Raw genomic sequence first — 13549 nt, forward strand, 5'->3', positions numbered from 1 at the left:
TGTTTCGCAACAGCTTCATTCCATGCCAAAAAGCCCCAATAATGGTTTGGGACTTCATAATTGCTTGGTCTGCCCTACTTTGACTTGCCGTCTTCGTGCTGAAAGCAGAAACCTCATAATTGTTAAACTGACTAATATCGTCGCTGATGCCATGTACATAAACGGCACCCACCCCAACTTGCTATCCGTACCTAGTAGTAATCCATGCACCATGGATAATACATAAATTGGATACGATAAGAAGTGAAGTGTTAACCAGAGCTTTCTCTTCAACTTGTTTCTAATATCTGTAGTAAATAGCACAAGCAATAAGCCATACATTGCGATTGTCCCCATACCGTTCAAGACCGGGTTATGTTTCGCTGTAAAAGGGATTAGGAGCTCAGCCCAGTCGAAAGGCATAAAAGTATCTATAATGAGAAGAACCGTATGCAGGAGGGCAAAACAGGTCCCCGTGAGATTCATATAGGTATGCCATCGGAGCAATCTGCCCTTTGTGTGCCCTTTAATCTGAGGATAGCTGTAAATGATACCGATAGCCATTCCAATAAACAAGGTTAGGTACGAGAGAATACCAAAGGTTCGAATGAGCATCCAGGTAGGCAATTCAACGAAAAAATGAATCATAGACTTCTTGCTCCTTTCAATCCAGTCCAGGTAAGCTCCATGCTGCCAATGAGTGGCTTTACATGAAACACATCACCTGCGGTGGTGTATACGATAGCTTCCATGCCATGTGTTTTATGCTGAAAGAGGGAAACTCCTGCTTCAATCCCAAGTATACACAGCGTTTTTGCCCAAACTTCACAAGCGATCAAATCTTGGCCGACAACGGTACATTGCACGACAGAAGATGTGCTCGGCCGCATCGTACGTGTGTCAATGAGGTGATGCTTCTCCCCTTCACTCGTTTGCCAACGCCTGCGCAGGATGCTGGAAGTAGCTACAGCGCCGCTTACAAGTTGAAGCGCAGCTTCTTGAGAAATATCCGATTCAAAGGGATTTGCAATTCCAATGCTCCATGGCTCGTTCTCCGACGCTCCTCCCCAGACCACGACATCACCGCCCGCATTCATGAGCCCCCTGCCTACATGCCAATCCTTTCGCAGCAGAGTTGCTATTTGGTGAGCTGTCCAGCTTTTCACAATCCCGCCGAAATCCAGTTGGTGACCTGCCGGGATTCGAACCGATTTCATCCAAGGATCCACTTGCAGCTCCAATCCTGTCCCAGTACGGGCAGGATGTTGTTCCAGCTCCACATTCCATGCCTTTATTCTCTCAAATGATTGTCTATACCCCGCTTGCTGCAAAGCATGTCCAATACAAATGTCAAAAGCGCCACTCGTTTGTTCCTTATAATGCCTCGCTAGCTCAAGCACCTCCATCATGCTGTCAGAAACGAGACTAGGCTGCCCGCTTCGCGCATTGATATATGAGCATTCACTAGCGGATAGAAACCGACTAAACCGTTGTTCCTCAATAGTAAACCTATCCAATATGGGCATTTCAAGCTGAGCTATTGACGTATCTGATTCCAATAGAACCTGCATGTGTGAATTCATTGCGCGAAATGTGAGCTCTTGAAGCATACGGCCATCATCTCCTATCCATTCACGATGCTAGGATGCGTGACTTCTTGTGTGCGGCTTTGTTTGTGATGGTGATTGTATTTGTGACTGTGGTTGTCTTCCGCTGTTTTCCATCCTATTATCTGAGTTTCTATTATTGAATGGCTCTGTCGATGGTGTGTCGACCTTTTGCTGTGTGGTCATGGTTGTCGAATTCAGCTTTGCATTAGAAGCCTCTCGAACCGCACCAAGAAATTCAGGACTTTCTTTAACTTCCTGAAATAAATAGACCACAATCATCGCACTCACGAGCCCGATCTGCCATTTTGTCCATTTGGAGGATGCTTTCATACCTAATCCATCCCATCTCTCTGATTAAGAATCTAAGGCTAATTATACGCGGTTAAAGTCCTAAAATCCTGAGTAAACCCTAAAAATTAGCTGAAAACTCCCTGAAGTTATGTTTGAAGAATGGGCGCTTTCCTTCCGAAGCCTAGGCACAAAGGGAAATATGTCCTCATATGATGGAGTAGTTTACTTTGCTTGTTGGCAATAAAATCCACCTTTAAACGATGGTCGATCATCCATGAATGGCCTCGATAGGGATTTTCTCATGCTGGAAGGAGTGTTCACTATTGACCACCAGAACGAAAGTTGGCGTATCCATTCAAAGCACCAGCATCTATTTGGATGATCGAACCGTTGTTCTAAGTGAAGCCATTGCAAGAAAATGGAAAGTTCCGTCCAATCAAATGATTAACATGCGATTCGGCTCATACCAGCAGGATGTCAAAGTGGTCACAGCTGCTGTACCGAATAGCCTCCGTGTCGACCCTGCACTTGCATCAAAGATTGGTCTACATCAAGGGGCACGGCTTACTATCAACTATAAGCCAACTTCGAATACAATGTCGATCGGACCTTTAATTGGCGTCATGATTAGCCGCGTTAATACGAGTTCCCCCAGCCGCCCTTTTGGTCCTATCACCACTTTTTGTAAAGAATTGACCGATGCTTGTAATCAAGTAGGGGCTAGTGTGTGTTTCTTCCCTCCACAAGAGATGCGTGCAAATCCACAAACACTTTCTGCTTATTCGTATGCTAATGGTTCTTGGAGTAAAAAAACGTTCCCTATTCCGAATGTTATCTACAATCGACTCACCTCGCGCAAATACGAGAATATGCCCAATGTTCAGCAGTTTATGAAGGACGTCAAGTCCCGGTATGGCACGGAAATCTTTAATGAGAAATATTTGAACAAAACAGAGGTTTTTGAGGCTTTGCGTAAAGATAGCTCATTGCACAGTTACTTGCCTGAGTCGTATCTTTTCAAAAACTTTCAAATGCTGAAACTTATGGCTGCTCGCCATAGTGCTCTTTTCCTTAAACCGATCACTGGAAGTCTCGGCAATGGCATTATTCGTATTCGCAAAGAAGGTCTCGGTGAATCGTATACGGCTCACTCAACAAGCCTTGCCGGTGTCCGTAGACAGACATTCCCTTCACTTCTAGCCGTCTTCCAGTCCATTTCCGGGAAGCTCAAGACACAGCGTTATCAAATCCAGCAAGGACTTGATCTCATTACTGCGGAGGGAAATCCAATTGACTTCCGAGCACTAGTTCAACGCGGTGAAAAAGGAGAATGGGAAATCACTTCCATTGTAGGTCGGATTGCAGGCAGCCAACACTTTGTCTCTAACCTTGCACGCGGTGGAAGCTTATCAACGGTCCCTGAAGCATTAGCCAAAGCTGGCTTCTCCTCTCCAACGCGTGTCTCCATTATAAGGAAGCTACGCAAGGCCTCGTTGGACATTGCCAAGGGGATCGAAACCCAAATTCCAAGTCATTTCGGAGAGCTAGGGATTGATCTTGCTGTTGATCGATCAGGCCGAGTTTGGCTTCTAGAAGTCAATTCCAAGCCATCTAAGGATGATAATACAGCACTAAACACCGACCCTAATAATAAAAATAAAATTAGACCATCTGTTAAGACGCTAATCAAATACGCTCGTTTCTTAGCGAAGTATTGAGGTGAAACATGCGATTGCGAACACAGCGACCCTTGTTGGGGATCATGGTAACTGAACTAAACAGAGAACTACCTTTTGCCAACACGAACTTCTATCAGAATCTGACGACGCACGGAGCTAACGAGGAGATTGATGTGTTTGTCTTCTCACCAAATCGCATCGACTGGAACCAAAAAATGGTAAGGGGCTACATGTACGATAGAATACAGCAGGCATGGCTTACAAAGCTGTTCCCCCTTCCGACTCTCATCTATGATCGTTGTTTCTTCAGCAATAAACATAGTTATCTCACGTATCAATATCATGTGCGCAAGCTGCGTTCCATGTCCTCTATTCGGTTTCTTGGTTACGGTCTGGGCGGAAAGTGGGAAGTGGGACAGATCTTACAGAAGGATCCTGATCTACAACCATACTTGCCAGAAACCAGCAGACTCCGAAGCGGACAACAGCTCGAAATCTGGTTTCAGCGTAGGGCAGATGCTTTCTTAAAGCCACAAGGCGGCAGTCAAGGCAGAGGTGCGTTGCACATTCATAAAGAGGGACTGTTGTATCACGTGCAAGGACGAGATGGACGTAATCACCCCATCACAGAAGAGTTTAAGGAGTGGCATTCTTGCTGGCAATGGCTGAAGAGCTTGTTAGGCTCACGGCCCTATCTCCTGCAAGAATATTTACATCTTCACTCGATGAACGGGATGGCCTATGATGTTCGATCCTTAGTGCAGAAAAATGGTCGCGGAAACTGGGAACATACGGGTATGGCCGTTCGCGTTGGCAAACCTGGAAGTATCACCTCTAATCTACATGGCGGTGGCTCTGCCGAGGATGTGAGTCATTTTCTTATCAGAGAATTCGGTGAAATGAAGTCTCATCAGCTGATTGACACGATTGCCAGGCTCTCACAGCACATTCCGTCTGTACTGGAGTCTTATCACGGTCGACTTGCAGAACTTGGCATTGATTTAGGAATCGATACCAGTGGACGTGTGTGGATCCTTGAAGTGAATTCGAAGCCGGGCAGAACGATTTTTGCCCGTTTGCATAATGAGCGAGCACGTACGAAATCAATTGCAAATCCGATCCACTATGCTGGATTTTTGTTAAACAAACAGCTGAGCTGAGCTAGCTAAGCTTTGTTTGAACGTGCTCATTGGGGGCAGAAGCTATATCTGCCTGTTTTGACACGGAAAGCCCCGTAGGGCAACAAGTTTAGGAGGGTAACCTAATGAGTTTGACATCGTGTATGCTCCACGCCGTACAACGAACAGATAGATCGGTCTACTTAACGAGTGATCTCGCCAAAGCTTTACGGTTAACCGGAATTAAATCCATTACTGTAAAGGTTGGGAGTAAAGGTACTTCGTTACCGATCCGTTTGATCAAAAAAAGTGGTCAGCATATGTATATCCCGCTTTCCTTAATGGCCTCCTTGCGTATTCCTCGCACTGGGAATGTTTTAGTTTCTAATACCAACAATAAAGAGCTTCGTATCGGTCCACTTATCGGCGTTTTAACCAATGTGGAAAACGGTACATCGCCATTCGGCTCAATAACAGGCTTCATTCGCCAAGTCATTAATACAGGTTCACATCGTTCGTTCAGCTTCGCTTTCAGTCCCAAGAATGTGAACTGGATTCAAGAGACGGTGTCTGGCCTTATCCCGAAAGAAGGCGGAGGCTGGATGCGTAGAACATTCCCTCTCCCCGATGTTATCTATAACCGGCTATCCAGCCGCAAAGCGGAGAAATCTGCAGGTATGGAGGGATTTAAAAATCGCTTCGTACAACGAGGTATTCCGATCTTTAATTGGAGCTTCTTTGATAAATGGGATGTATACAAAATGCTAGACGGCGACGACGCTTTCCGTTTCGTACCTGAATCCAAAATTAATCCCACTGCCGAGCAAATTAAAGAAATGCTCGATAAACATAAATTTATTTATTTGAAGCCAACAGCGGGCAGCCTTGGCATCGGAATTTTTCGGGTAACTTATAATCCGAAGCGCGGTTATTTCGTTCGTTACCGCAAATCGAATAAAAATGTTTTGATTCGTTATGCCAAATTCGAGGGCTTGATGCAAATGCTGGGTACAGGACGCGGACGTTTAGCAAGCTATGTCGCCCAACAAGGAATTCGACTCATCGAAATTGATAATTGCCCCATTGATTTCCGCTTCCACTTGACGAAAAACGGCAGTAATCAATGGGTTGTGGCTGCGATTGGTGCTAAGAAATCAGGCAAAGGCAGTGTGACAACACACATCCGAAATGGTGGTCAATTAATGACACCTGAACAGGTTCTACGTTTAGTCTATGGAGGTCGTGCAGAGCAAATTCTTGATAACGCCAAAGAAACAGCTATTAAGCTTGCGCAGGGGATCGAAAATAATTATGACCATTTGCTCGGTGAGTTAGGCTTCGATATCGGAATCGATCAGAATGAAAAAGTGTGGATGTTTGAAGCCAATGCGAAGCCAGGCCGATCGATATTCAAGCATCCTTCGCTGAAAGACGGAGATGCTGCTACCATTCAAAGTGTTTATGAGCATTGTCTTTATTTGAGCCGCTTCCGCTCAAGGAGGGAAAACTAATGGGTTTTACCCTTCATGAGAAAGCACCTAGACCTACGATGGCCATCCTCACGGTGAAAGACAGCTCCCGTGTATTTCGTGGAAACTTAGACAACTTTCTGGATTTGATAAAAACAGGTGAGCGGTTAGGCCTCGACGTCTATGTCGTGACTGCGAAAGACTTCAGCATTTCGAACTCTGAGATGTACGGTTATCGCTTTCAATTAGGTACTAATAAATGGAGCAGGGAACTTGTTCCCTCTCCTCAAGTTGTTTACAATCGCATTCCCTACCGAAAAATGGAAATGAGGCCCGAGGTTCAACAAACCATTCAAGCCTGTAAACGAAGCACAAGCATTCATTTGTTCAATCCTTCATTCTTTAATAAATGGACATTATTCAGTTGGTTAAATAGTGCCAAGGAAAGCAAGCCCTATATGCCAGACACACTTCAAATGAACCAGGTGTCTGATCTCTCACAATTGCTACAGAAACACCCTGTGCTTTACTTGAAACCAGTAAAAGGCAAAGCCGGAATGGGCATCATGCGGATTGATCGCGTGACCAACAAAAACAATCAATCGCAATATCGACTGAGCCGTCTAGAAGACAAGAAAATGGTCTATAGCTTTCATAATTCTTCGGACGACATCTGGGATGAATGGGATCAGAAGCGCGGTAGCCAGGATTATATCGTTCAACAGGGGATTGCCCTTACAAGATTCAAAGAACGTGCCTATGATCTGCGTGCATTAGTCCAGAAAACGGCTAAGGGTGAGTGGAGTGTTTCTGGTATCGGAGCTCGTGTAGCAGGCAAAGCAAGCATCACAACACACGTTCCGCGCGGCGGATCGATCGAAGAACCGCGGAAGCTGCTGACTTATGCTTTCGGAGCTAAAGAAGCCAAAAACATTCTAAAGCGAGTTCGGACTGCGGTGATAACACTCGCTACTCAAATTGAGAAGTCCTCTGGCAATCCCCTTGGAGAAATGTCCATGGATATCGGCGTTGACACGGCAGGACACATCTGGTTTTTTGAAGCTAATTCGAAGCCAATGAAATTCGACGAACCCCGAATTCGTCAAAAATCGCTTGAACGGATTATTCAATACAGTCTGCATTTGATCAATAATCGGAGAAGAAGGTGATTATGCTTGGCTCAAGAACGACTAGGCGTACTCGCTATCTATTTAAACAACTCACGACTTGAAGAGCTTGCCTATTTCAAACGGCTAAGTAAGGAAGGCCTGAAGCTAGGCGTTCAAGTCGAAGTATTTACTCCGGCGGATGTACAGGGAAACGCAGTGCGAACGCTCACATTTGATTCCAATCGAGGAAGATGGCTTCGGAAGATCACGTCATTACCTCCCATTATCTACGATCGCTGCCGCTATAAAGCCGCGGCGAATTATCATATGCTTCAAGCCTTCCGCAACCGCCATGCCAAACTCATTTATTTAAGTAGGCCGCTCGCCAATAAATGGGCGATGCATCAAACACTTTCCCAAAGCAGCACAATTCGTCCTTATTTACCAGCGACAGTGCGATACAGCACCATCCATGAGTTGATGAGGTTCCTGAAGAAGTATAAGCTTATCTATGTCAAACCAAAGAATGGCACCGGAGGAAGAGGAATCATGAGAATTGAACAGCTTTCCTCCGATCTATATTTATTGCAAGGAAGAAATCAATACCGATCGATCATCGCGCCCTTTAGAGCCAATGAAAGACAGCTAGCAATTAAGCTGCATACGTTGAATCTGAGCCCTGATTATGTCGTACAACAAGGGATCCATCTTACACTGAATGATGGCCGTGTGCATGACTATCGTTTGCTTATTCAGAAAAACGGTCAAGGTACGTGGGAAGTGACCGGATGTGCTGGAAGAATTGGTCCCCATCGCAGCATTACCTCCAATCTTCACGGAGGCGGCACTGCCGTCACGCAAGATCGATTATTAGGTTATCGCTTCTCTTCCCCTGAGAAAATAGAATCTATCAAAGACGAGATGAACGATTTTGCTTACAAGCTTGCTGACTACCTAGAGGTCAAATTCGGCAAGCTGTGCGAGCTAGGTATGGACATCGCTGTTGATCCCAAAGGCAATGTATGGCTTCTCGAAGTCAATCCGAAGCCTTCTCGCGAAGTTTTTCGCAGAATTGGTCAACACGCGACTTACCAGAAAGCTGTAACAAGACCGTTGGAATACGCCCTTTGGATGCTGAAGCAAAGAAATCAAAGCCCTGATAATTAATCCCGATTCCCCCCATAAAAACCACCATTAAAACAAGAAAAACCTGAGACAACGAGATGACATGGAATTCTCGTTGCTTTAGGTTTTTCTTCTTTTCGGCTTGTAACCAGTTACAGTTACATATGCCCTAGATGCCCAATCGTTTGTACAAATATTTGCTCAATATGCTCATCATCTAGGGAATAATACACGGTCTTTCCCTCTTTGCGTCTTTTGACTATATGCAGATCTCTCAAATACCGTAGTTGATGTGAAACGGCAGATTGCTCCATCCCAATCCTCGTCCCAAGCTCATGAACACAGAGCTCCTTACGCAGTAAGAAGTAGATGATTTTAACACGAGTTGGATCTCCTAGTGCTTTGAAGATCTCGGCAATTCCAACTGCCTGCCCATCTGTTAGTTCACTCTCGAGTTCCGCTGGGGACCGCTCCGCATGCTCGCAGCTGCAATCGTCGGTTACGGTTCTTACCTCCAGCAATCCTTTATCCATACGAAATCCCCCTAGCTTCGTCACCTATTTTATACAGGAAGAACGCTGTGATTGTTCATTGATTTCTCAATTTGGATCGTCGCATGCGTAATGCCAAACTGCTTCTCAATGACAGTGATCCCTTGTTGAAGAATTTCCTGACTGTCACGATCATCCATGATAAGCAAGTGACAACTCAAGGCCTCTATCCCCGATGTAATCGTCCATACATGCAAGTCATGGACATCAACGACACCATCAATTTCTTCTAATACCTGTTTAACGTTACCGATGGAAATAGAACCTGGTGTCCCCTCCATTAAGATGTGCAGCGTTGATTTCAGAACACTCCACGCGCCTTTTAAAATAAGTAGAGAAACAATGATACTAATAATAGGATCCGCCACATACCACCCGAAGAGCAGCATGAGAGCGCCAGCTAATATCGCACCCACAGATCCTAAAGCATCACCTAAAATATGCAGATACGCGCTGCGCAAATTCAAATTGCCATGTATATCTCCTTTGCGCATGAGCGACCAAGCACTTAACAAATTAGCTAGTAGACCTATGCATGCAATCAACATCATAGATCCACTAGCAACGACAGTAGGATGTAGGAAGCGTTCAATCGCCTCCCAAATAATGAGTCCCGCGATGGCAAATAACGTCACTGCATTAAAGAGTGCAGCTAAAATTTCAAATCGGTGAAAGCCGAAGGATAAGCGCGACGAGGTGGGCTTTGCTGCAAACCATAGCGCAAGGAGACTTAGAGCCAGTGCGCCTGCATCACTAAGCATATGACCCGAATCAGAGAGCAGAGCTAAGCTATTCGTCCATAGCCCGCCTACAAATTCGAGCAGCATGATACCTGCCGTTATACCCAGCGCAATGAGTAACCCTTGTTTATTCCCTGTGTGCCCATGGTGATGGCCATGCCCGTGATGGTGGTGACCGTGACCATGATGATGATCGTGGTTATGGCCGTGGCCATCATGGTCATGATGCTTATGACCTTTGTTCTCATCTCCGTGGTCATGTCCACATGCGTGTTGTTTACCAGAATCGTGCTGATGCATGGCATTCCCTCCCTAGCTGCTCACTGCTTGAGCCATAAATGACGGATATTGTAAAATGACATTAATATATGAATGATTGCTCATATGTTTATAATAAAGAAGCACGCTTGCCAGTGTCAATAGGCTTCACCAAAAATGAGAAAAACTTGTATCGATGTCCTTCGAGGATGAGCGACCGCGTTTTAAAGGTTGTTTTTATCGCCAATTAGCAAGACGTTTTCGGGAACCGAAAACTTATACTCCCTAATGTGGAAAAAGACCGATTCATCGACTCACGCGAGGTGAGCTTGAATCGGTCATAATCAAGTGCGATTTGCTTATTTAGGTCCCCGTACCTGCCTTATTCGCCCCTGCATCAATCACGTCAGGGTCTAGCGTAATTGTCGCACTGAAAACGGTCGTGGATATCGAAAAATCCCCCGTTATTCCCCCGCCCGCGCCTGTATAAGTTTTGGAGGCACTCGTCGGGGCAATGACACACGTATCTCCGTTAATCAGGTTTCCTTCATTCCTTATGATGTTAAATATCCCTACAAAAGAAGGCATTCTGATCAGCACCTTTATCTCTCAATGTGCTATAGTGTATGCCCACCAATGCCGCTTTGCGACTGATTGCACAGATTAGGAAATATGATCCAGCAAATCGGCAAATCGACCGAGACGCATATGCGCGCCATCCAGCTCACCAGCCTCTCGGAAGCCAGCATAATCGCAAGCTGCAACGGTCAGGTTATTGCGCAGACCTGCTTCAACATCCGATGAGCGATCTCCAACCATCCAAGCCGACCCAATCCCGTGGGTTTCAAGCAGTAGTTTGACTAAATCTACTTTAGATCTCGTTTGATACTCACCCGCGCTGTATAACCCCTCGAATAGATGCGCAAGCCCCATCGCTGCAACTACTTCTTTCACATATTTCTCTAACCCATTGCTCGCAACAAATAATCGGACACCTTGGGCGTGCAAGGTCTGCAAGGTTTCAGCCACACCCTCATATAACTCCCCGCGGCCCTCCAGAAGCCCTTGAACCTGGTATTTGATCAATAGCTTATCGGCTTCCTGATGTGTGGCAATCGGTGCTTCTGGCATAACACGCATCCATATATGTTCGAGCAGCATACCCAAAGCCCCTAGAATTCGTTCTTCCGGCGGCGTTTCTCCCTCGTAGAAGCCTCTGGCACGAAGCTCGTCGAATGTCGCATGGTAAGCTGGTAACAGTAAGGTTTCCGTTTGAAATAAGGTCCCGTCCAAGTCAAAAAGCATTGCTTCAGGCAGTTGTCCCCGAGTCGTCATCTTCTTACTCCTTTATATGTATAAAATAGTTGTAATGATCTAAGTTAAGAATGGCAAACATACCCATGTAAGTCAATGTACAATCATGGAAAAATGGTTATTGCCGATCTCAAACAATTCAGTTATGATTGAAATGAGAATAATTTGATCAAAAAATGAAATATTCATGCAAAATAATCCTAACTACATTTAATAATTTTATGAAAAAATCTTCTCCCCTTATAACTTATATCCATGAAAGCGAGGAATACGATAATGAACCTTCATATTTTCCAAAACCAACAAGAACTGAACGAAGCAGGTGCTGGTATTATCACCTCCCTGGTTCAAATGCAACCGAAAGCTGTTCTCGGCTTAGCCACTGGCGGCACTCCCGTCGGGATTTACGAAGAACTTGTGAAAGCCTACGAGAAAGGCCGTGTTAGTTTCAAACAGGTTACGACTTTTAATTTGGACGAGTATGTTGGCTTGCCTGTCGACCACTCAGAAAGCTACCATGCTTATATGCAGCAGCACTTATTTGCACACATAGACCTTCCTGCAGATGCTGCACATATCCCTAATGGTAATGCTTCAGATTTGGAAGCGGAATGTGAACGATTTAATCAACTTTTGGATGATGCCAAGCAAATTGATCTGCAAATTCTAGGCCTTGGCCATAACGGACATATCGGCTTTAATGAGCCAGACGATTCCTTGATTAGCGGTACCCACCGCGTTGAATTGAAAGAAGAAACACGCGAAGCGAACGCGCGTTATTTCGATTCGATCAATGATGTGCCTACGCACGCTTTGACGATGGGTGTAGGTACGATTCTGAAAGCCAAAACCATCCTTTTAATTGTACGCGGCGCAGATAAAGCCGAAATCGTACATCGTGCCCTAACAGGACCAATTACAACCGAAGTTCCAGCCACACTGCTTCAGACTCATCCTCACCTTGTTGTTCTTCTTGATGCTGAGGCAGGGAGGCTGTTCGAATGAGCGAGCTTCTCATCTCAGGTGCTAGGGTTGTTACAGAACAAGGCATAATTGAAAATGGGTTGGTTCACGTGGTTGATGGCAAATTAGCCTATGTAGGTAAACCATCTGGCTGGCTGGCGGACACAGCTAGTCCTAGTGCAATTCGTATAGACGCTGCCGGCAAATGGCTGCTGCCAGGCTTCATCGATGTTCACGTGCATGGCGGCTATGGCGCCGATTTCATGGATGCGAATCCAGAGACATTGGATACGATCACTCGTTATCATGCCTCGAATGGCACAACTGGCATGCTGGCAACGACGATGACGGCTACGCATGAAGCGATTGATCGCGTACTTGTCGAGGTCCAGCGCTATATTGAGCAAGGTATGCCTTATGCTCAGTTGCTTGGCGTGCACTTGGAAGGTCCTTTCATCTCGCCCAAATGGGCGGGTGCTCAAGATCCAAAGCTCATGGTAACGCCGCAGCTGCCATGGCTCAAGGATTGGCATGAGCGGTTCCCGCAGCTCATGAAGCAGTTGACGTTGGCCCCCGAGCGCGAGGGGGGCCTTGAGATGATCGCATGGCTGCGCGATCACGGCATCGTTGCCGCATGCGGCCACACGGACGCCTCCTACGCCGACATTCAGTCGGCGGTGAGTGTGGGGCTCTCGCATGCGGTGCACACCTTCAACGCGATGAAGCCGCTGCATCATCGCGAGCCCGGTACCGTCGGTGCGGTGCTCACCGACGCACGCATCAGCGGCGAGGTGATCGCCGATGGGATTCACGTTCATCCAGCAGCCATTCAGCTGCTGACGATGGTGAAGCAGCCGCATGGCTTGCTGCTGATCACGGACGCCATGTCCGCCGCCGGGCTCGGCGACGGGCAGTACGACCTTGGCGGCCAGGCCGTTACCGTGCAGTCGGGCGTGGCCCGGCTGACGGAGGGCGGCGCGCTCGCCGGCAGCACGCTGACGATGATCGATGCGCTCCGGTTTATGGTGCGCGAGGTCGGTGTCAGCGTCGAGGATGCGAGCCGCTACGCGAGCGGCAATCCGGCGAGGCTGCTTGGCCTCGAAGCGACGCACGGCTCGATTGCCGCGGGCAAGCAAGCCGACCTGCTGCTGATCAGCTCGGAGCTTGCGCTGGAGCAGGTTTGGGTTCGCGGCGCGGCAATGAAATCTTAAAACATAAAGCCAGCTCATCTGAGCTGGCTTTTATTGTCGCTATTCATACAACTTCCTACAACCAGATCATATCATCCTTTCACCATTCCGATTTTCTGCCTACTCCTTGCGCTTTTTAATAATTCCGCCACT

Annotated in this window: 14 protein-coding genes; 7 read left to right on the plus strand and 7 right to left on the minus strand. The window is 46.6% G+C overall.

Annotated features, from left to right (window positions below):
- Positions 1–54 precede the first annotated feature (54 nt).
- Genes AC58QC_RS04070 through AC58QC_RS04080 form a run of 3 tightly spaced genes read right to left on the minus strand, consistent with a single transcriptional unit; the run spans position 55 to position 1919 of the window.
- Positions 55–627, minus strand: a complete 573-nt coding sequence (locus tag AC58QC_RS04070; protein WP_497413906.1) for a ferric reductase-like transmembrane domain-containing protein — start codon at positions 625–627, stop codon at positions 55–57.
- Positions 624–1589, minus strand: a complete 966-nt coding sequence (locus AC58QC_RS04075) for an FAD:protein FMN transferase (protein WP_497413907.1) — start codon at positions 1587–1589, stop codon at positions 624–626. Before AC58QC_RS04075 ends, AC58QC_RS04070 begins: the two co-directional genes overlap by 4 nt.
- A gap of 30 nt (positions 1590–1619) precedes the next feature.
- Positions 1620–1919, minus strand: coding sequence for a hypothetical protein (locus tag AC58QC_RS04080; RefSeq protein WP_497413908.1), 300 nt, complete (start codon positions 1917–1919; stop codon positions 1620–1622).
- A gap of 284 nt (positions 1920–2203) precedes the next feature.
- Between AC58QC_RS04080 and AC58QC_RS04085 the strand changes: the two genes are divergently transcribed.
- From AC58QC_RS04085 to AC58QC_RS04105, 5 genes are all read left to right on the plus strand, one after another.
- A complete protein-coding gene (locus AC58QC_RS04085; RefSeq protein ID WP_497413909.1) occupies positions 2204–3598 on the plus strand; it encodes a YheC/YheD family endospore coat-associated protein in 1395 nt (464 codons plus the stop codon).
- Between the two features lie 8 nt (positions 3599–3606).
- Positions 3607–4719 (plus strand): YheC/YheD family endospore coat-associated protein, encoded by a 1113-nt coding sequence (locus AC58QC_RS04090; RefSeq protein WP_497413910.1) that lies wholly within the window; start codon positions 3607–3609, stop codon positions 4717–4719.
- Between the two features lie 104 nt (positions 4720–4823).
- Positions 4824–6188, plus strand: a complete 1365-nt coding sequence (locus AC58QC_RS04095; RefSeq protein ID WP_497413911.1) for a YheC/YheD family endospore coat-associated protein — start codon at positions 4824–4826, stop codon at positions 6186–6188.
- Positions 6188–7315: a YheC/YheD family endospore coat-associated protein gene (locus AC58QC_RS04100; RefSeq protein WP_497413912.1), complete on the plus strand. Its 1128-nt coding sequence runs from the start codon at positions 6188–6190 to the stop codon at positions 7313–7315. Before AC58QC_RS04095 ends, AC58QC_RS04100 begins: the two co-directional genes overlap by 1 nt.
- A gap of 6 nt (positions 7316–7321) precedes the next feature.
- Positions 7322–8422 (plus strand): YheC/YheD family endospore coat-associated protein, encoded by a 1101-nt coding sequence (locus tag AC58QC_RS04105; protein ID WP_497413913.1) that lies wholly within the window; start codon positions 7322–7324, stop codon positions 8420–8422.
- A gap of 116 nt (positions 8423–8538) precedes the next feature.
- On the opposite strand, the gene AC58QC_RS04110 is transcribed toward AC58QC_RS04105, so the two are convergent.
- The 4 genes from AC58QC_RS04110 to AC58QC_RS04125 all read right to left on the minus strand — a co-directional run bounded on the left by AC58QC_RS04110 (position 8539) and on the right by AC58QC_RS04125 (position 11264).
- Positions 8539–8913: an ArsR/SmtB family transcription factor gene (locus AC58QC_RS04110; protein WP_497413914.1), complete on the minus strand. Its 375-nt coding sequence runs from the start codon at positions 8911–8913 to the stop codon at positions 8539–8541.
- Positions 8914–8942: 29 nt separating this feature from the next.
- Positions 8943–9971: a cation diffusion facilitator family transporter gene (locus AC58QC_RS04115; RefSeq protein WP_497413915.1), complete on the minus strand. Its 1029-nt coding sequence runs from the start codon at positions 9969–9971 to the stop codon at positions 8943–8945.
- 321 nt (positions 9972–10292) lie between these two features.
- Positions 10293–10517 carry a spore germination protein gene (locus AC58QC_RS04120; protein WP_497413916.1) on the minus strand — a complete coding sequence of 75 codons (225 nt, stop codon included), beginning with the start codon at positions 10515–10517 and terminating at the stop codon, positions 10293–10295.
- Positions 10518–10592: 75 nt separating this feature from the next.
- On the minus strand, positions 10593–11264 hold the full coding sequence (locus tag AC58QC_RS04125; RefSeq protein WP_497413917.1) for an HAD family hydrolase: 672 nt from the start codon (positions 11262–11264) through the stop codon (positions 10593–10595).
- A 255-nt stretch (positions 11265–11519) separates the two neighbouring features.
- On the opposite strand from AC58QC_RS04125, the gene nagB reads away from it, so the two are divergent.
- Positions 11520–12248 carry a glucosamine-6-phosphate deaminase gene (gene nagB / locus AC58QC_RS04130; protein WP_497413918.1) on the plus strand — a complete coding sequence of 243 codons (729 nt, stop codon included), beginning with the start codon at positions 11520–11522 and terminating at the stop codon, positions 12246–12248.
- Positions 12245–13417: an N-acetylglucosamine-6-phosphate deacetylase gene (nagA, locus tag AC58QC_RS04135; protein WP_497413919.1), complete on the plus strand. Its 1173-nt coding sequence runs from the start codon at positions 12245–12247 to the stop codon at positions 13415–13417. Before nagB ends, nagA begins: the two co-directional genes overlap by 4 nt.
- Positions 13418–13549: the final 132 nt, after the last annotated feature.

The sequence above is a fragment of the Paenibacillus sp. J22P51 genome (assembly GCF_059692215.1).